Here is an 18,339-nt window from a genome sequence, read left to right on the forward strand (position 1 = left end):
GGGCGCCGCGCCGCGCGTTAGTCTCGCGGCTTCTCCCGCATCTCGAAGGTTTCGATGACGTCGCCTTCCTTGAGATCGTTGTAGCCGATGCCGATACCGCACTCGAAGCCCTCGCGGACCTCGGTGACATCGTCCTTCTCCCGCCGCAGCGAGGAGACGGTGAGGTTGTCGGTCACGACGACACCGTCGCGGATGAGGCGGGCCTTGCTGTTGCGCACGATCCGGCCCGAGCGGACCAGCGAACCGGCGATGTTGCCGATCTTCGGCACCTTGAAGATCGCGCGGATCTCCGCCGTGCCCAGCTGGACCTCTTCGAACTCGGGCTTGAGCATGCCCTTGAGCGCCGCTTCGATCTCCTCGATCGCCTGGTAGATGACCGAGTAGTAGCGGATGTCGACGCCCTCGCGCTCGGCCAGGTCGCGCGCCCGAGGCTCGGGGCGGACGTTGAAGCCGATGATGACCGCGTTGTCGTCGGCCACGGCCAGGTTGACGTCGTACTCGGTGATCGCGCCGACCGCGCGGTGCAGGACACGGAGCCTGACCTCGTCGCCGACGTCGATCTTGAGCAGAGCGTCTTCCAGGGCCTCGACCGAACCGGACACGTCACCCTTGATGATGAGCTTGAGCTCGTCGACGCTGCCCTTCTCGAGGTCCTTGAAGATGTCCTCGAGGCTGCGGCGACGGCTCGACTTCGCCATGTCGGCGCTGCGCTTGCGCGCCGCGCGCTGCTGGGCGATCTGGCGGGCCATCCGGTCGTCGGTGACGACGATGAAGTTGTCACCGGCGCTCGGCACGGCCGTCAGACCCATCACCAGGACGGGACGGGACGGCGTGGCCTCGTCGACCGGCTCGCCGTTGTCGTCGAGCAGCGCCCGGACGCGGCCGAAGGCCTCGCCACAGACGATGGAGTCGCCGACGCGCAGCGTGCCGCGCTGGACCAGGACGGTCGCGACGGGGCCGCGGCCACGGTCGAGGTGAGCCTCGATCGCGATGCCCTGGGCGTCCATCGTCGGGTTGGCCCGCAGGTCGAGCTCGGCGTCCGCGGTCAGCAGGATGGCCTCGAGGAGGTTGTCGATGCCCGTGCCGTTCTTCGCCGAGATGTCGACGAACAGCGTGGAACCGCCGTACTCCTCCGCCACCAGACCGTACTCGGTGAGCTGGGCCCGCACCTTGTTGGGGTCCGCGCCCTCCTTGTCGATCTTGTTGACCGCGACCACGATCGGCACGTCGGCCGCCTGGGCGTGGTTGAGAGCCTCGATCGTCTGCGGCTTCACACCGTCGTCGGCCGCGACCACCAGCACCGCGATGTCGGTGGACTTGGCGCCTCGGGCACGCATGGCGGTGAACGCCTCGTGACCCGGGGTGTCGATGAAGGTGATCTTCCGGTCGATGCCCTCGTGCTCGGCGGCGACCTGGTAAGCACCGATGTGCTGGGTGATGCCACCCGCCTCGCGCGCCACCACGTTGGTCTTGCGGATGGCGTCGAGCAGCTTGGTCTTACCGTGGTCGACGTGACCCATGACGGTCACGACCGGCGGACGCGCGGCGAGGTCGTCCTCGTCGCCCTCGTCCTCGCCGAACTCGATGTCGAAGGCCTCGAGAAGCTCGCGGTCCTCCTCCTCCGGGCTGACGACCTGGATGTTGTAGTCCAGCTCGGTGCCGAGGATCTGCAGCGTGTCCTCGCTCACCGACTGCGTCGCGGTCACCATCTCGCCGAGGTGCAGCATGATCTGCACGAGCGAGGCGGGGTTCGCGCCGATGCGGTCGGCGAAGTCGGACAGCGACGCGCCGCGCGGAAGGCGGATCGTCGCGCCGTTGCCGCGAGCGACCTGCACACCGCCGATCGCCGGCGCCGACATGTTGTCGAACTCCTGGCGCCTCTGCCGCTTCGACTTGCGCCCGCGGGCCGGACGGCCGCCGGGACGCCCGAAGGCTCCCGCGGTGCCGCCGCCGCGACCGCGACCGCCGCCACCGGGACGACCGGCGAAACCGCCGCCGCCGCCACCGGGACCACCGGTGCCGGTGCGCTGGCCGGTGCCACCGCCGCCGCCGGGACGACCGGCGAAGCCGCCGCCGCCACCGGGACGACCGCCGCCGCCACCACCGGGACGGCCACCGCCGCCACCACCGGGACGACCGCCACCGCCGCCGCCGCCGGGACGGCCACCGCCGCCACCACCGGGACCGGCAGGACGACCCTGCGGCATCATCATCGGGTTGGGACGCGGACCGCCGGGACGGGGACCACCCGCACCGGGACCCGGACGCGGACCGCCCGCACCGGGCGGGCCCGGACGCGGACCGGGACGGGGACCGGCGTCACCGGTGCCACCGCGGCCCTGCGGCGGGCGCGGCATCGCGCCGTCGCGCGGCGGGCCGTCGCGGCGCTCGCGGCGGTCGGGACCGCCGCCGTCGCGCGGGCCGCCGGGACGCGGCGGACGGGACTGGCCCATGCCGCTGGCGGTCGAGGAGAACGGGTTGTTACCGGGACGCGGACCACGCGGGCCCGGCTTGGGACCCGGACCGGGGCGGGGACCGCCACCGGTGGGCGCGCCAGGACGCGGCGCCTGCCGGTCGCCCCGATCGCCGCGATCGCCGCCGCCGTCCCTGGGGCCCGGACGGGGCGCGGGACCCGGCTTGGGGCCGGGACGGCCACCGCCGCCACCACCACCAGGGCCGGGACGCGGACCCGGAGTCGGGCGCGCGGGCGCGCCGCTCTCGAACCGTGCCTGAGGAGCCCCGGACGTCTCACCGCGAGCAGCCTCGGGCTGCTGCGGCTGCTGGTGAGGCATGGGCACCGGCGGGCGCGGCTGACCGCCGCCCGCGGGACCCGGACGCGGACCCGGACCGGGCCTGGGGCCCGGCCCCGGACGCGGGGCTGAGGGGACCGGCGCCTGCGCGGCGCCGTTACCGGCCTGGCCTTCTGCCGGCCGGGGAGCAGCCTTGGGCGGCTGCGGCCTGTTGGACGGCTGTCCGCCGCCTCTGGAGGGCCCACCCTTCGATGCGCCCAGAGCTTCGGTGAGCCTGCGGACCACCGGCGCCTCGATGGTCGAGGACGCCGAACGGACGAACTCTCCCATCTCCTGGAGCTTGGCCATGACGACCTTGCTCTCTACGCCGAACTCCTTAGCGAGCTCGTATACCCGGACCTTCGCCACTGCACTCCCTTACTCGGCCCGGGAGGCTGGCTATGCCGTCCGGACCGTCGCTAACTTGACGTCTTCATCGCCGCGTGCTCATCAGGCGCTCATAGCAATCTGACTCCGCCCATCAACTCGGCGTCCTACATGACATTTGCGTGGTCTCCCTCCAGTTGCGCCCGCACGCGCGAGACGTCAAGCGGCCCCGCCACGCGGAAAGCGCGCGGAAACGCTCGGCGACGCTCGGCAAGCTCCAGACAGCTCAAGGACGGATGCAGCGATGCACCGCGGCCAGGAAGCCGTCCTCGCAGGTCAGGGACCACATGGTCCTCGACCCGCACCAGACGGACCAGCTCGGACTTAGCCGTACGAACCCTGCAGCCCACACAGGTGCGCTGTGGGGTCGCTTGGCCACCATATTCCAGCTTACCGTGTTGACGCATCTACGGAACCGGCGGCATCTTCGGCCTGAGTATCCGGCCGGATGTCGATCCGCCATCCGGTGAGTCTCGCGGCAAGCCGGGCGTTCTGACCCTCTTTCCCGATGGCCAGCGAAAGCTGGTAGTCGGGCACGGTCACCCGTGCGACGCGCCCCTCGAGATCGAGCACCTCGACATGGGAAACACGCGCCGGTGACAGAGCATTCCCCACGAACTCGGCCGGATCTTCCGACCAGTCGATGATGTCGATCTTCTCGCCGTGCAGCTCGGTCATCACGTTGCGCACCCGCGAGCCCATCGGCCCGATGCAGGCGCCCTTGGCGTTGACGCCGGGCTTGCGCGACCTGACCGCGATCTTCGTACGGTGGCCCGCCTCGCGCGCCACCGCGGCGATCTCCACGGTGCCGTCGGCGATCTCGGGCACCTCCAGCGCGAACAGCTTCTTCACCAGCCCGGGATGCGTGCGCGACAAGGTGACGGAGGGGCCCTTGTGGCCCTTCTTCACCTGCACGACGTAGGCGCGGATGCGCTCTCCGTGCACGTAGTCCTCGCCGGGGACCTGCTCGGGGTGCGGCAGCACGGCCTCGATCTTGCCGAGGTCGACCAGCACCACCCGCGGGTCCTTGCCCTGCTGGATGACGCCGGAGACCAGCTCGCCCTCGCGGCTGGCGAACTCGCCGAAGTTGATCTCGTCCTCGGCGTCGCGCAGCTGCTGCAGGATGACCTGCTTGGCGGTGGTGGCGGCGATCCGGCTGAAGTTGCTGGGCGTGTCGTCGTACTCCCTGACGACCTCGCCGTCCTCGTCCAGCTCGGCGGCCCAGATCGTGACGTGGCCGCTGCTGCGGTCGAGCTGGGCGCGCGCCTTGGAGGCGGCGCCGTCGGTGCGGAAGTAGGCGATCAGCAGCGCGTCCTCGATCGCCTTGACGACCAGGTCGAAGGAGATGTCCTTTTCTCGCTCGAGGCTGCGCAGGACGCTCATGTCGATGTCCACGACGGCTCCCCCTTAGCCTTCGTCGCCGTCGACGTCGTCGATCCGGCGGAACTCCACCTGTACCCGTCCCCGGGTCAGGTCCTCGTAATCAAGTCTTCGTGCGGCGCCCTCGACGTCGAGGTCGACACCGGCCTCGTCCGCGGCCAGAATGCGGCCCTCCACCACGGTGCCGTCTCTCATCTCGGCCTTCACCAGGCGTTTCGCGGCGCGGCGCCAGTGGCGTGGCTCGGTGAGCGGGCGGTCGACGCCCGGCGAGGAGACTTCCAGCGTGTAGGCCGCCTGGCCCATCGAGTCGTCGTCGTCGAGGGCCGTGGAGACCGCCTGGCTCACGTCGGCCACGTCGTCGAGGCTCACGCCGCCGTCGCGATCGACGATCACGCGCAGCAGCCGTCTCTTGCCGGCCTGGGTGACCGTGATGTCCTCAAGATCGAGGCCCTCCGCGCTGACCACAGGCTCAAGGAGCTTCATCAGGTGGTCGCGGGGTGATGCGCTGCCCATATCGACCTCCCCTATTGTCATGTCTCAGCCGGGCGGACCTCGCCTCTGGCTCTCCGCCGTCTGGCCGCTCAGCCAGCGACGACAGTTGACACCCTATCTGTATGGGGGCACGGAAAGAGCGCCACTCGTCATGGTCGAATGGCGGAGCGTCGCCTGACAGCGATCGCGGGCACCAGCCCGTACGATGCTACCGACGAGAAAGCCCCCGAAGGGCCCGCCGCCGCGGCGTCGATCGGGTGCGCCTGCCCATGGGCGGCTTTCCGTCGGTCGGCTCCACCGTCACTGGAGGTTCTAGCCCGTGCGCCCGCGTCACCTCTCCCGGCGAGCCTTGCTGGCGGGCGGAGCGGTCGCTCTCACCGCCTGCAGCGCCACCGGCCCGCCGCAGCCGTCCGTCCGGGCCTCCGACTCCCCTGAGACCACGCTGCTGAAGGACCTGATCGCGGAGAAGGAGCGGACGATCGCGCTCTATTCGGCGCTGATCTCCGGCGGGGCGCAGAAACTGGTGCCGTTCCGTGATCGTCACCAGGCCCACGTGAACGAGCTTCGCAAATACGTCACCGTGGCCTCGGCCCCGCCTGTCACCGCCACCTCCACCCCGACCTCCTCCCCCAAGCCGTCCCTGTCGCGCCTGCGCGATCTGGAGCGCAAGGCGGCAGCCCTGCGGATCCGCCAGCTCGACCGCGTCTCACCGGGCGTGGCCCAGCTCATCGCCAGCATCGGGGCCTGCGAGGCCGCCCACGTGCTCGCCCTGCCGAGGTCGCTGTGAACCCCGACGACGTCGAGAAACTCCGCAAGGCGCTGGCCGCCGAGCATGCCGTGCTGTTCGCGTACGGGCTGCTGGGGGCGCGGACGTCGGGGTCGCTGCGGGCCAGGATGAGCGAGGCCTTCGACGCCCACCGGACGCAGCGCGACCAGCTCCGCACGTTGATCACGGCGCGCGGCGGGCGGCCGGCCGAGCCCGACGCGTCCTACGCGCTGCCGTTCTTCCCCTCCGGGCCGGCGCTGGCGGTCAAGCTGGCGGTGCACCTGGAGACCGGCGTCACGGCCGCCTACCTCGAGCTGGCCGCCGCGCAGGACGTCTCGCTGCGCCGCTACGCCGCGCAGGCCATGCAGGAGGCGACGACCCGCTCGTACGCCTTCCGCCCCGCCCAGCCACCGGCCTTCCCCGGCATGCCCGCGGCGGCGCCGCCCCCGTCCCCGCCCTCGTCACCCTCGGCGTCGCAGGAGGGCGGCTGACCCTCCGCCCTTCGGCTGGTGTCCCTTCGGAGGAGAGATCGTCAAGGGACCGGTCGGCGTCCTTCGGGCGCTTCACCGGTAGAGGACGGAGAGCAGGTCGGGGCCGAGGCGTTCGACGGCGTCGGCGTCGAGCTGGTAGTAGACGACCGAGCCGCGCCGGTGGGTGTGCACGAGCTGGGCCTCCCTGAGCCTGCGCAGGTGCCTGGAGACCTGGGGAGCGGTCATGCCGAGCTGGATGGCCAGCTCGGAGGTGGCGACGGGGTTGCGCAGGATCGCGTACGCCAGCCGCAGCCTGGTCGGATCCTGGAGCGCGGCGAGCCGGCGCCTGGCCGTCTCCAGCGTCGGCGTGGTGGCGCCGTCGGCGCTGTACTGGATGACGACCGGGTAGCCGGGATAGTGCTTGATCACGAAGTGCGGCCGGCCGTGGACGGTCGGGACGAGCAGGCAGGGCCGCCCCTCGTCCACGCGGGCGGTGGCGTTGTAGAGCTTGTCGAACACGATGCGCAGCGGCCTTCGCGCGCCTGACGACGTGGACGCGGTCGGGAGGTCGGCCAGGACCAGGGCGCCACGCCGGTGCAGGTCGCGTACGCGTTCGGCGCGGTCGCGGTCGAGGGCCGGCCGCAGCGACGGCCATTCGGCGTCGAAAGCCGCGGCGGCGAAGTCGGCGAGGAAACCGAGCAGCTCGCCGCGGAACGCCTCGGGGTCGGCGCGCAGCCGGGCGCCGATCTCCATGCGGCTGGTGGAGATCAGCCGCAGCCGCTGCAGCACCTCGTCACTGAGCCTGGGCGCCAGCTCGGTGTCGTTCTTGCCGATGAGGGCCTGCACGGTCATCGCCACGAAGTCGCCGATGGGCAGCCCGGCCACCTCCCGCAGCTCGCCGGCCAGCGTACGCGCCGGCCCCGCCGACAGCGGCAGCAGGTAGCGGGCGCGGAAGGCGCTCCAGAGCGGCGCCCAGGCGGCGGCGGTGGCCAGCAGCTCGCTGTCCAGCCCGGCGTGCGCCCTGGCCACCCAGCTCGCGCTGCCGGGGTGGTGGCCGGGCTCGTCGAGGACGTGGAGGCAGGCGCACAGCTCGGCCAGCGGCGAGCGCTGGACGGCGACGGATCCGGTGCCGGGGGAGTCGAGGAGGAGCGTGACAGCCACCCTGCACATTACCGCGTTGACGACAATCTGCTTGAGAGTCACCCGGCGTTTGCCCAGGCTGTGGCGTCATGGCTGAGGAACTGCACGTGGTCAAGCATCCGACCGGCTTCTATTCGGCGGGTGCGACGACCGTATTCGCGTCGAGGTACGACCAGAGGTTCTCCTACTGCTTGTACGTCCCGTCGGCGCACGACCAGGACGGCGCTCCCCTGCCGCTGGCGGTTCTGCAGCACGGCACGGGACGGCGCGGCCCGCAGTACCGGGACAACTTCGCCGAGTGGGCCGAGAAGCACGGCTGCCTCGTCCTGGCCCCGCTCTTCCCCGCCGGCATCGGCGACGACCCTTACGACCTGCACAGCTTCAAGTTCCTCAAGTACGGCGACATCCGCTTCGACCACGCGCTGCTGGCCATGGTCGAAGAGATCGGCGAGCGCTTCAACGTACGGACCGAGCGGTTCCTCCTGCACGGGTTCTCGGGCGGCGGCCAGTTCGTGCACCGCTTCGCCTACCTGCACCCCGACCGGCTCACCGGATTGTCAATCGGTGCACCAGGGCGGATAACGTACATCGATCACAGCAGCCCGTGGTGGATCGGGCTGGAGGGGTTCGAGGAGGAGTTCGGCAGCGCTCCCAGATTCGAGGAGCTTCGTGACGTGCCGGTGCAGATGGTCGTAGGCAGTGCGGACGTGGAGACCTGGGAGATCAACAACCAGGGCGACTCCAACTGGATGGACGGCGCCGACGCCCACGGGGTCACCCGCATCGAACGGCTCAAGGCGCTGCGCGACAACTTCGCGGCCCATGGCATCGACGTGCGGTTCGACGTCGTGCCTGGCGTGGGTCACGACCCTATGTCGGTGCTCGAGCCGGTCAAGGACTTCTTCGCATCGATCCTCACCCCCCGGGAGTCATCATGAAGATCAAGCTGTTGGCCGCCGCCGCGGTGGCCGTGACGCTCAGCGGCTGCGCCGTGGGCGAGGCCACCGACTCGGGTGGCGGCTATCCCAGCAAGCCCTTGGCGATCATGGCGCCGGGCAGCCCCGGCGGCGGCTGGGACACGCGGGCGCGCGGCATCGCCAGCTCACTCAGCGAGTGCAAGGTGGCCGACGTGGACACCACGGTCACGAACGTGCCCGGCGCGGGCGGCACCATCGGGCTGGCCCAGTTCGCCAAGAAGAAGGGCGACCCGTACCAGCTCATGGTCATGGACAGCGTGACCATGCTGGGCGGCATCGTGAACAACAAGTCGCCGGTCGACCTGGCCACCCTCACCCCCGTGGCCGGGCTGAGCCGGGGGCCGACCGCGATCGTGGTGGCGGCGAAGTCGCCGTACAAGGACCTGAAGTCGCTGCTGGACGCCATGGAGGCCAAGCCCCACAGCGTCAAGTGGACGGGCGGCTCGCTCGGCGGGCCCGGCCAGATGACGGTGGCGGGCCTCGCCAAGGAGCGGAACGTCGCCGCCAAGGACGTCAACTTCGTGCCCACGGCGGGCGGCGGCGAGTCCCTGAACCTGCTGCTCAGCGGCGCCGCCACGGCCGGCATCGACACCGTCGCCGAGTTGCGCGCGCAGATCTCCGCGGGCGAGCTGCGGGTGCTGTCGGTGGACTCCGAGCAGCGGGTCGCGGGCATCGACGCGCCCACGATGAAGGAGCTCGGCCTGGCCAACGCGGCGATCTCCACGCTGGCCGGCGTGCTCGCTCCCGCCGGGCTGACCAAGGAGCAGCAGCAGGACGTCATCGGACTGCTGGACAAGGTGCGCCAGACCCCCTGCTGGAAGAAGGTGCTCGAGCGCAACAACTGGGTCGAGGACTGGCAGCCGGGCGACCAGTTCGGCCAGGTGCTGGCCCAGCAGCGAACCCAGGTCACCACCATCCTGGGCGAACTGGGGCTCGGCAAGTGACCCAGCGGATCGTCTCGCTCGGCTTCCTGGCGGCGGCCGTGGTGGTGCTGGCCCAGGCGTTCGCGATCCCGCAGGGCGAGGGCTACCAGGCGGTGGGGCCGCGCGCGTTCCCGCTGCTGGTGGGGATCGGGCTGGCGGTGGTGTCGATCATCGGGGTCGTCCAGGCCTTCAGACCGGGTACGCGGGAGCCGGCCCCAGCCACCACCGATGCCGGCGCTGAGGTGGCGGAGAAGCCGCACTGGCCCTCCGTCCTCCTCCTGATCGGCAGCCTGGCCGGCTACGCGATCCTCCTGGTCCCGGCCGGCTACTGGCAGGCGACCACCGCCTTCTTCGTCGCCGTCGCCAGGGTGCTGGGCAGCAGGAGGCTGGTGCGCGACGTGCTCGTGGGGCTGGCGCTGGCGCTGGCCACGTACTTCCTGTTCGACCGGCTCCTCGGCATCTCGCTGCCGCCGGGCCTGGTCAGATTGGCGATCTGAGATGGACGTGCTCGGCAACCTGCTGGACGGCTTCGGCCACGCGCTGAGCCTGCAGAACCTGCTGCTCGCCATGCTCGGCGTCACCGTCGGCACGCTGGTCGGCGTGCTTCCCGGGCTCGGGCCCGCCACGACGATCGCGTTGCTGCTGCCGCTGACGTTCGTGTTCGATCCGGTGGGGGCGTTCGTGATGTTCGCCGGGATCTACTACGGCGGCATGTACGGCGGCTCGACGACCGCGATCCTGCTCAACATCCCGGGCGAGACGGCCTCGATCCCCACGACGCTCGAGGGTTATCCGATGGCCAGGCGCGGCCGGGCCGGGGCGGCTCTGGCCACGGCGGCGATCGGGTCGTTCGTGGCGGGCACGATCTCGACGGTCGTCATCACGTTCCTGGCCCCCGGCATGTCGAACATCGCCAAGCTGATCCAGCCGGCCGAGTACTTCTCGATCATGGTGCTCGCGTTCGTGACGGTGACCTCGCTCATGGGGGACTCGATCGTACGGGGGTTGTCGAGCCTGTTCCTCGGCCTGACGATCGGGATGGTCGGGATCGACCAGATGACCGGGCAGCCGCGGTTCGCGTTCGGCGTGCCGGACCTCTACGAGGGACTGTCGGTGGTGGCGGTCGCCGTGGGACTGTTCGCGGTGGCGGAGGCGATCTCCACGGCCGCCTCCCGGCACCAGCCGGCGCAACCTCCGGTCGCGGTCTCCGGGAAAGTGGGGATGACCCGCGAGGACTGGCGCAGGTCGTGGAAACCCTGGCTGCGCGGGACCCTGTTCGGCCTGCCGATCGGATCGCTGCCCGCCGGGGGCGCCGAGCTTCCCACGTTCCTGAGCTACAACGTCGAGAAGCGGCTGTCCAAGCACAAGGAGGAGTTCGGCCAGGGCGCGATCGAGGGCGTGGCCGGGCCCGAGGCGGCCAACAACGCGGCGTTCTCGGGGGTCCTGGTGCCGCTGCTGACGCTGGGCATCCCGACGTCGGCCACGGCGAGCATGCTGCTGATCGCGTTCCAGATCTACAACGTGCAGCCAGGGCCTCAGCTCTTCGACCAGCAACCGGTGCTGGTGTGGACGCTGATCGCCAGCCTCTACATCGGGAACGTGATGCTGCTGGTGCTCAACCTGCCGCTGATCCGGGTCTGGGTGAAGCTCCTCACCGTCCCCGCCGCCCTCCTCACGGCCGCCATCCTGACCTTCGCCACGCTGGGGGTCTACTCGATCTCCCAGAGCATCTTCGAGGTGCTGGTGGCGTACGGGTTCGGGCTGCTGGGCTGGATCCTGCACCGGGCCCGGTACCCGGTGGCGCCGCTGATCCTGGGAGCGGTGCTGGGGCCGCTGATGGAGGTCCAGTTCCGCCGCGCCCTGGCCTTCAGCGAGGGCGACCCCTCGATCTTCGTCACCCGCCCGGTCTCCCTGGCCATCCTGCTCATCGCAGCCGCCTGCCTCATCGGCCCACCCCTGCTCCGCCGCCGCACCAAAACCCCCGTGCCCATCGCCTGATACCTCGAGCCCGTCACTCGCGTGCCTCCCCCGCATCACCTCGTCGGAACGGCACGCGACGACGTCCGACCACAGCGCCGTTCAAGGGAAGCGCCGTCCACCGGAAGCGGAGCGGGACGGCGCAACGGGGCGCGACGGCGGTGGCGGTGGCTGCGGCGCGATGGGGCGCTGGTCGGTACGACGCAACGCGGCATCGCAGTGGGAGACGTCCCCAATCGCAGCAACCGTGGGGAGACCCCCCAAACGCGCCGCGTCGGCGGGACGGCGTGCGGCGGAGCCCGGCGCACATGGACGGCGGCCAACCACGTGAGCGGTGCTCATCACGACAGCGCCCGGCACGTCGTGGTGGCGGGAGGTGGGCGCGGCGTCGCCCCCAAGAAGCGGCGTCGCCCCAAGAAGAGACATCGCCTCCCGGGCCCCGGAGCCCCGCGAGCCGGAGCCCGACGTCTCCGGAGGCACGTCACCGCCCCGGGCGCATCGGCTCCCGAGGGCGCATCCCTACCCGGCGCACGACCCCACCCGAGGGCGCATCGCCGGCCGCGGTGGGTGGTGTTCGAGGGCGCCCCGCCTCCAAGGGTGCGTAACCCCCGAAGGCGCGCCGAGCCCCGTGGGGCCCGGCGCGAAGGCGTGGGTCAGGCGAGGGCGGCGATGATGCGGTCGGCGGCCTCGGACAGGGGGATCTCCGACTTCTCACCGGAGACCCGGTCCCGAAGCTCCACGACCCCCTGCGACAGCCCGCGCCCGACCACCACGATGGTCGGCAGCCCCAGCAGCTCGGCGTCCTTGAACTTCACCCCCGGCGAAACCGAGGGCCGGTCGTCCACGAGCACCCGCACCCCGCGCGACTCCAGCTCGGCTCCCAGCTCCAGAGCCGCCTCCACCTGGTTTTCCTTGCCGGTCCCGACGATGTGCACGTCCGCGGGAGCGACCTCGCGGGGCCACACGAGCCCGAGCGCGTCGTGGGCCTGCTCGGCGATGACCGCCACGGCCCGGGAGACGCCGATGCCGTAGGAGCCCATCGTGATGCGGATCGGCTTGCCGTCGGGGCCCAGGGCGTCGAGGCCGGCGGCGTCGGCGTACTTGCGGCCGAGCTGGAAGATGTGGCCGATCTCGATGCCGCGGTCGATGGACAGGCCGGAGCCGCACCGGGGGCAGGGGTCGCCGGCGCGTACCTCGGCGGCCTCGATCGTGCCGTCGGGCGTGAAGTCGCGCCCGGCCACCACGTTGGCGGCGTGCTTGCCCGGCTCGTTGGCGCCGGTCACCCAGGACGTGCCGGTGACGACCCGGGGGTCGACGAGGTAGCGGATGCCGAGCGAGCTCAGGACCTGCGGCCCGATGTAGCCGCGTACGAGCCCGGGGTGCTTGGCGAAGTCGGCGGCCTCGAAGATGGCGGGCTCGCCGGGCGCCAGCACCGCCTCCAGGCGCTTGAAGTCGACCTCGCGGTCTCCGGGCACGCCGATGATCAGGGTCTCGACCTTGTCGGAGCCCGGCGTGGTGACCTTGACCACCACGTTCTTGAGCGTGTCGGCGGCGGTGACGGACAGGCCGTGGTGCTCGTTGACGTACGACACCAGCGTCTCGATGGTCGGGGTGTCGGGCGTGTCCATGACCTGCAGCGGCGCCGCGTCCTCGACCGGACGGGCGGCGGGCGCGGTCGTGACGACGGCCTCGGCGTTGGCCGCGTAGCCGCACGAGTGGCAGGCCACGAACGTGTCCTCGCCCGTGGGCGTGGGCGCCAGGAACTCCTCCGACGCCGACCCGCCCATCGCCCCCGACTGGGCGAACACGATCTTGTAGTCGATGCCGAGCCGGTCGAACGTGCGGATGTAGGTGTCGCGGTGCTGCTCGTAGGAGTGCTTGAGCCCGTCGTCGTCGAGGTCGAACGAGTACGAGTCCTTCATCAGGAACTCGCGCCCGCGCAGGATGCCCGCCCTGGGCCGGGCCTCGTCGCGGTATTTGGTCTGGATTTGGTAGAGGGTGACCGGATAGTCCTTGTACGAGGAGTATTCGCCCTTGACCATGTCGGTGAAGAGCTCCTCGTGCGTGGGGCCGAGGAGGTAGTCGGCGCCCTTGCGGTCCTGGAGCCGGAAGAGCGTGTCACCGTATTCGGTCCAGCGGCCGGTGGCCTCGTAGTATTCGCGGGGCAGCAGGGCGGGGAAGAGCACCTCCTGACCGCCCATCCGGTTCATCTCCTCGCGGACGATCCTGGCGACGTTCTCCAGCACCATCTTGCCGAGGGGCAGCCAGGAGTAGATGCCGGGTGCCACCCGGCGAACGTAGCCGGCGCGGACCAGGAGCTTGTGGCTCGGCACTTCCGCGTCTGCCGGGTCGTCCCGCAGGGTGCGAAGAAACAACGACGACATGCGCAGCAACACGGCTACTCCTTGCTCGAACCTGGATGTGAAGGATTACAGGCTATCGACTCCGGGTGCCGCCGCGCGCGAGCTTATCCACAGGTCCCGCAGGACTCAGACCGTCAACGGGATCCAGCCGGACACGAAGGCGGCCAGAAACGCCGTGAACAGAGCGGAGAACACCGCCGACAGCGCCAGCGCGCGTACCCGGCCCCAGGCGTTCCTGCGCAGCATGAACACCAGCGCGACGGACAGCAACCCGATCAACAGCGCCGGGACCGGCCAGAAGGACCGCTCACTGTCGATGAACCCCGGCGTCGCCCGGTCCACCACGTCCGCGATCAGCGCCGCGCCGACCGCGCCCGCCGCGAGGTCGCCCCAGACGTCCTCCCTGCGGGTGGTGAACGCCAGCAGGCCCAGAGCGACGAGCAGGGCGAGCGTCCAGTTGAGCCCGGCGGCGCTGCCTCCGACGACGTCGAAGGCCATACTGCCGCTCAGCGCGCTCGTGCCCATGGCCGCGACCAGCGTGGACGCCACGGCCAGGAACGTCGTCAGCAACGCCCACCCGAACCCCGACGCCGTGGCGCCCACGGCCAGCGACAGGCCGAGGTAGACGTACGGGTCATAGATCTGACCGACCCAGGCGGGACCCTTGCCGGCGAGGAGCATGCCGACGAGCCCGACGGCGAGTCCTCCGAAGAAAGCCGACAGAAGGTGACGTTCGATGCCGCGCTGTCGCCGGTCGTACTCGGCGAGGTCGGCGTAGTCGATGCTGGTGTCGTCCATATCCATTTCCCTGGTCAACCCTCCCCCGGGTAACCCTTGGGATGACCAGTGCCAGATTATGTGACTGTACAAAAAAGGCAAATTTGGGCAACCCGAATGCAAAAACAAACAATCGCTTGGTTAGCATGGGTCCGTGGCACTCCCCGATGAGCTCCGCGCCGTCGTCCGCGACTACCTCGCCGACCGGCCGGACGCACCATGGCAGGCTTTCGCGCACGACGTGGGAATCGCGGGGCTGCTGATCCCCGAGGAACACGGCGGCGCGGGATGCGGTCCGGCCGAAATGGCCGCCGTGAGCGAGGAACTGGGCCGGGCGCTGTCGCCCCACCCCTTCCTGCAGACGGCGGTGATGGCCGTCGAGGCGCTCACGGCGAGCGGGGCGCACGACCTCCTCCCGGCGCTGGCCGACGGCGCCACGACCGCGACCGTGGTGCCGCCGGGCGAGGGTGCCCTCCGGCTGGAGTCCGGCCTGCTCACGGGCGTGGTCCCGTACGCGCTGGCGGGCGAGCTGGCGCTGGTCTACGCGGACGGGCTGCTGGTGGCGGCAGTGCCCACCCGGGCGAGGACGTACCGGACCATGGACGAGAGCCGGCCGCTGCGGGAGCTCTCCTTCCAGGACACCCCGGTACGGCGGCTCGGCGACGGCTCTTCGTGGCCCCGCGTACGCGACCTCGGGATCGCGGCGCTGGCCGCCGAGCAGGTGGGCGGGGCTCAGCGGTGCCTGGAGATGGCGGTGGAGCACGCGAAGCGGCGGCGGCAGTTCGGGCGGCCGATCGGGTCGTTCCAGGCGATCAAGCACAAGCTCGCCGATCTGCTGCTGGCGGTGGAGTCGGCCAGGTCGGCGGCGGGGGCGGCGGCGGTCGACGAGGTGTACGCGGCGATCGCGGGGTCGTACTGCACGGAGGCGTATCTGACGGCGGCGGGCGAGAACATCCAGGTGCACGGCGGGATCGGGATCACCTGGGAGCATCCTGCGCACCGCTACCTCAAGCGGGCCACCTCGGACGCGCAGCTTTTCGGGCCGCCGCAAGCCCATCGCGCCCGCCTGGCGGCCCACGCCCTCGCCTAGCGCTCCCGCATCCCGCCGCACTTCGGCGAAGGTCCCTTTGGAAGTAGTCGCGGCGGGGTCAGCCGCCGAGCAGTTCTTCCCAGGGGTGGCGGGTGTTGGTGCGGCGGGTGGTGTCGAGGGCTTCGGCCAGGCGCCAGAAGCCGGGCCGCTCCCGTACGGTGGCCCGCCCGATCGGGTCGATGGCGCGCAGCTCGAACCGCACGCCCATCACGTCGAGCACGGCCGAACCGCTGCTCCCCGGACCGGCCTCGGTGACGAGCGGGCCGTCGTAGTCGGGGTCGCGCACCTGCTGGACCAGCAGTGAGGCCACCTCGGACGCGTATGGCCCGTCGCGCCACTCGATGTGCCAGCTGTGATCGGCCCCTCGCCACCACGTCAGGTCGCGGCACGACTCGATGAAGTCGGCCTCGGTCGCCAGCGCGGCCATCACCCGGCCGAACGCCTCATACCTGCGGGCGCTGGTGAGCGAGAGGTCGTCGTCGGCGGAATCGGGATACGGGCCGTCCTTAGGCCGCCGCAGCGCGCGCTTTCGCTTCACAGCCATCCACTCTGATCGGGCACGCGCCCTTCCCGCAAGTCTTCGCTGCTGATACGCTCTACCAAGCGAGCGCTTGGTTCACTACTTCGGAGGCGCGATGACGTCCCTACGGATCAGCCTGGGGTATGAGCTGGAGGTTCGCGGTCGCACCCGCGAAGTGGAGCAGCAGACCTTCCAGAACGTGGTCGACCAGGTCGTGCTGGGCGACCGGCTGGGGTTCGACACGGCCTGGTTCGTGGAGCACCACTTCACCAGGGGCTTCTCCCACTCCTCCGCGCCCGACCTGGTCCTGGCCGCCATTTCGCAGCGCACCGAGCGCATCCATCTGGGGCTCGGCGTGGTGCTGCTGCCGTTCCAGTCCCCGATCCGCACGGCGGAGCGCGTCGCCACGCTGGACGTGCTGAGCGGCGGCCGGGTGGAGTTCGGCACGGGACGGGGGGCCTCGCCCCTGGAGTATCAGGCGTTCCAGCGGCCGTTCGAGAAGTCGCGGCAGATCTGGGAGGACTCACTGGAGGCGACGCTGGCCATCTGGCAGGCCGACGGCGAGCCGATCAGCCGGTCGAACGAGTTCTTCGAGATCCCCGACGTGGCCGTCTACCCGCGCCCGGCCCAGCGGCCGCACCCGCCGGTGTGGGTGGCGTCGACCTCGCTGGAGGGCTATCTGGCGGCGGCCAAGCACGGGTACAACCTGCTCGGTATGACGATGCTCAAGGGCATCGACGACGTGGCCTCCGACATCACGAAATATCGGGAATGTCTGGCGGAGCACGGCTTCGACCCCGCGAGCCGCCGCGTCGCCCTGATGATCCCCTGGTACGTCGCCCCCACCCGCGACGAGGCGACCGCCTCGGCCGCCGACGCCGTCCTGTGGTACATCCGCCGCCAGGTCAACCTCGTCACCCCGCCCGACTACTACGACGCCCGCCACGCCACCCACCGGGTGCTGGGGCAGCTCGCGGCCGGGATGCCGCCCGACGAGTCCATGGCCACGCTGCGCGAGCACCTGATGGTGGTGGTCGACGACGTGGAGGGCTCGCGCAAGGCTCTGGCCAGGATCGCCGAGGCGGGCGCGACGGACCTCATCATCCAGGCGCAGGTGGGCGGGCTGGCGCATGACCGGGTCTGCGACTCGATGACGCTGTTCATGACCGAGGTGGCGCGTTGACGGGCCGCCCTCGCCCGACGCCCCGGACGCCCGACCGTACGGAGATGGTGCATTGATGGCCCGCTGGCTCACCCGTGACGACCTCGGCGCCGCCGCGCGGTCCGCCACCGGACTCCTGCTCGTCTCCCCCGACCTGTCGAGCGCCGTCCCGCTGGACCCCCGCGACCACGTGCTGACCGCGAAGGCCCTGCGTGAGTGCGGGGTCGGCGAGCGCGAGCGCGTCGTGGTGGCACTCGCCGAACCCGCCGGAGCGCTCTGGACGGCCGCCGCGGCCGACGTGGCCGAGGCCGCCGCCGACGTGGGCCCGCGCGGCCGGATGCGCCTGCACCACGCGCTGACCGCCCTCAAGGCCTCCACCCTGGTCAGCACCCCGACGGGCGCGATGGACTTCCTGGCCCGCCTGCATCTGGAGTTCCTGCTGGACCCGCTGGACCTCGGGATCAGGAACATCGTCCTCACCGGCGAGATCGCCTCCAAACGGACGATCGCCCACCTGGCGGGAGAGTTCGAGGCCAGGGTGACGGAGGTGTTCGCGAGCCCGTTCACCGGCGGCGCCCTGGCGTGGCGGGCGTCGGAGGACGAGCCGCTCACCCCGCTCGCCGACGACGTGCTGGGCCTGGCGGCGCTGACCAAGGACGACTCCCCCGACCCCGCGGCCGAGCTCGCCGAGCTGGTCGTCACCTCAGCGGCCGGCGACACCGTGCTCAGGACCGGCCAGGTCGCCCGGCTCGCCGGTGCCGGCATGCCCGCACCGGCCCACACGGTGGGCGACCACGTGCTGGTCAGAGGCGTGTGGCTGGCGCTGCCGCGCATCGAGAAGGCGCTGTCCAAGGTCGACGGCGTGTCCGGCTGGGACCTGTCGATCAGCCGCCAGGGGACGCTGGACGCGGCTGTGCTCACGGTCACGTTCAGCCGGGCGAGCCTGGTCCGCAACCCCATGTGGAAGTCGCGGATCCAGCAGGCCGTCCAGGCGCTGACGCCCATCTCGATCGACGTGGAGATCGCCCAGGACGTCTCCGAGAGCCCCGCGCCGGGCACGGTGAACGACCTGCGCGGCCACCACCTCGGAAGGGACCGCGCTCTCATCACCTAGGGGCAACATGGC

17 protein-coding genes are annotated in these 18,339 nt (G+C 71.0%); 9 read left to right on the forward strand and 8 right to left on the reverse strand.

Going from position 1 to position 18,339, the window contains the following annotated elements; translation table 11 throughout:
- Positions 1-17: 17 nt before the first annotated feature.
- From infB to rimP, 4 genes are all read right to left on the reverse strand, one after another.
- Positions 18-3,158 (reverse strand): translation initiation factor IF-2, encoded by a 3,141-nt coding sequence (infB, locus tag AB0J87_RS22040; RefSeq protein WP_363967706.1) that lies wholly within the window; start codon positions 3,156-3,158, stop codon positions 18-20.
- A gap of 125 nt (positions 3,159-3,283) precedes the next feature.
- Positions 3,284-3,583: a YlxR family protein gene (locus tag AB0J87_RS22045; RefSeq protein WP_363967708.1), complete on the reverse strand. Its 300-nt coding sequence runs from the start codon at positions 3,581-3,583 to the stop codon at positions 3,284-3,286.
- Positions 3,567-4,571 (reverse strand): transcription termination factor NusA, encoded by a 1,005-nt coding sequence (nusA, locus tag AB0J87_RS22050; RefSeq protein WP_363967710.1) that lies wholly within the window; start codon positions 4,569-4,571, stop codon positions 3,567-3,569. Before nusA ends, AB0J87_RS22045 begins: the two co-directional genes overlap by 17 nt.
- Positions 4,572-4,583: 12 nt before the next feature.
- Positions 4,584-5,069 carry a ribosome maturation factor RimP gene (gene rimP / locus AB0J87_RS22055; protein ID WP_355201583.1) on the reverse strand — a complete coding sequence of 162 codons (486 nt, stop codon included), beginning with the start codon at positions 5,067-5,069 and terminating at the stop codon, positions 4,584-4,586.
- A 298-nt stretch (positions 5,070-5,367) separates the two neighbouring features.
- Between rimP and AB0J87_RS22060 the strand changes: the two genes are divergently transcribed.
- Both AB0J87_RS22060 and AB0J87_RS22065 read left to right on the forward strand, forming a co-directional pair.
- Complete coding sequence (locus AB0J87_RS22060; protein WP_363967712.1) at positions 5,368-5,835, forward strand: hypothetical protein; 468 nt, start codon at positions 5,368-5,370, stop codon at positions 5,833-5,835.
- A complete protein-coding gene (locus AB0J87_RS22065; protein ID WP_363967714.1) occupies positions 5,832-6,305 on the forward strand; it encodes a ferritin-like domain-containing protein in 474 nt (157 codons plus the stop codon). Before AB0J87_RS22060 ends, AB0J87_RS22065 begins: the two co-directional genes overlap by 4 nt.
- A gap of 72 nt (positions 6,306-6,377) precedes the next feature.
- On the opposite strand, the gene AB0J87_RS22070 is transcribed toward AB0J87_RS22065, so the two are convergent.
- Positions 6,378-7,445 carry a DUF5937 family protein gene (locus tag AB0J87_RS22070; protein WP_355201577.1) on the reverse strand — a complete coding sequence of 356 codons (1,068 nt, stop codon included), beginning with the start codon at positions 7,443-7,445 and terminating at the stop codon, positions 6,378-6,380.
- Between the two features lie 68 nt (positions 7,446-7,513).
- Here AB0J87_RS22070 and AB0J87_RS22075 point away from each other — a divergent pair, with 68 nt between their 5' ends.
- From AB0J87_RS22075 to AB0J87_RS22090, 4 genes are read left to right on the forward strand one after another with little or no spacing between them, the layout of a single operon-like run.
- Complete coding sequence (locus tag AB0J87_RS22075) at positions 7,514-8,362, forward strand: hypothetical protein (protein ID WP_363967717.1); 849 nt, start codon at positions 7,514-7,516, stop codon at positions 8,360-8,362.
- Positions 8,359-9,345 carry a tripartite tricarboxylate transporter substrate binding protein gene (locus tag AB0J87_RS22080; protein WP_363967719.1) on the forward strand — a complete coding sequence of 329 codons (987 nt, stop codon included), beginning with the start codon at positions 8,359-8,361 and terminating at the stop codon, positions 9,343-9,345. The genes AB0J87_RS22075 and AB0J87_RS22080 overlap by 4 nt, the downstream gene beginning before the upstream one ends.
- Positions 9,342-9,821, forward strand: a complete 480-nt coding sequence (locus tag AB0J87_RS22085) for a tripartite tricarboxylate transporter TctB family protein (protein ID WP_363967721.1) — start codon at positions 9,342-9,344, stop codon at positions 9,819-9,821. Before AB0J87_RS22080 ends, AB0J87_RS22085 begins: the two co-directional genes overlap by 4 nt.
- A 1-nt stretch (position 9,822) precedes the next feature.
- On the forward strand, positions 9,823-11,322 hold the full coding sequence (locus AB0J87_RS22090) for a tripartite tricarboxylate transporter permease (RefSeq protein ID WP_363967723.1): 1,500 nt from the start codon (positions 9,823-9,825) through the stop codon (positions 11,320-11,322).
- Between the two features lie 632 nt (positions 11,323-11,954).
- Here the strand turns inward: AB0J87_RS22090 and AB0J87_RS22095 are convergent.
- A complete protein-coding gene (locus AB0J87_RS22095; RefSeq protein WP_363967725.1) occupies positions 11,955-13,697 on the reverse strand; it encodes a proline--tRNA ligase in 1,743 nt (580 codons plus the stop codon).
- A 93-nt stretch (positions 13,698-13,790) separates the two neighbouring features.
- Positions 13,791-14,462, reverse strand: a complete 672-nt coding sequence (locus AB0J87_RS22100) for a hypothetical protein (protein WP_363967727.1) — start codon at positions 14,460-14,462, stop codon at positions 13,791-13,793.
- Positions 14,463-14,595: 133 nt separating this feature from the next.
- Between AB0J87_RS22100 and AB0J87_RS22105 the strand changes: the two genes are divergently transcribed.
- Positions 14,596-15,531 (forward strand): acyl-CoA dehydrogenase family protein, encoded by a 936-nt coding sequence (locus AB0J87_RS22105; RefSeq protein WP_363967729.1) that lies wholly within the window; start codon positions 14,596-14,598, stop codon positions 15,529-15,531.
- Between the two features lie 58 nt (positions 15,532-15,589).
- Here the strand turns inward: AB0J87_RS22105 and AB0J87_RS22110 are convergent, their stop codons facing one another.
- Positions 15,590-16,075, reverse strand: a complete 486-nt coding sequence (locus AB0J87_RS22110) for a hypothetical protein (RefSeq protein WP_363967731.1) — start codon at positions 16,073-16,075, stop codon at positions 15,590-15,592.
- A 91-nt stretch (positions 16,076-16,166) separates the two neighbouring features.
- Between AB0J87_RS22110 and AB0J87_RS22115 the strand changes: the two genes are divergently transcribed.
- Entirely contained in the window at positions 16,167-17,234 is a 1,068-nt protein-coding gene (locus AB0J87_RS22115) for an LLM class flavin-dependent oxidoreductase (RefSeq protein WP_350724612.1), read from the forward strand.
- 55 nt (positions 17,235-17,289) lie between these two features.
- On the forward strand, positions 17,290-18,327 hold the full coding sequence (locus tag AB0J87_RS22120) for a hypothetical protein (RefSeq protein WP_363967733.1): 1,038 nt from the start codon (positions 17,290-17,292) through the stop codon (positions 18,325-18,327).
- Positions 18,328-18,339 lie beyond the last annotated feature (12 nt).

Origin of the sequence: Nonomuraea sp. NPDC049625, from assembly GCF_040675285.1 — a bacterium.
Classification (GTDB): domain Bacteria; phylum Actinomycetota; class Actinomycetes; order Streptosporangiales; family Streptosporangiaceae; genus Nonomuraea; species Nonomuraea angiospora_A.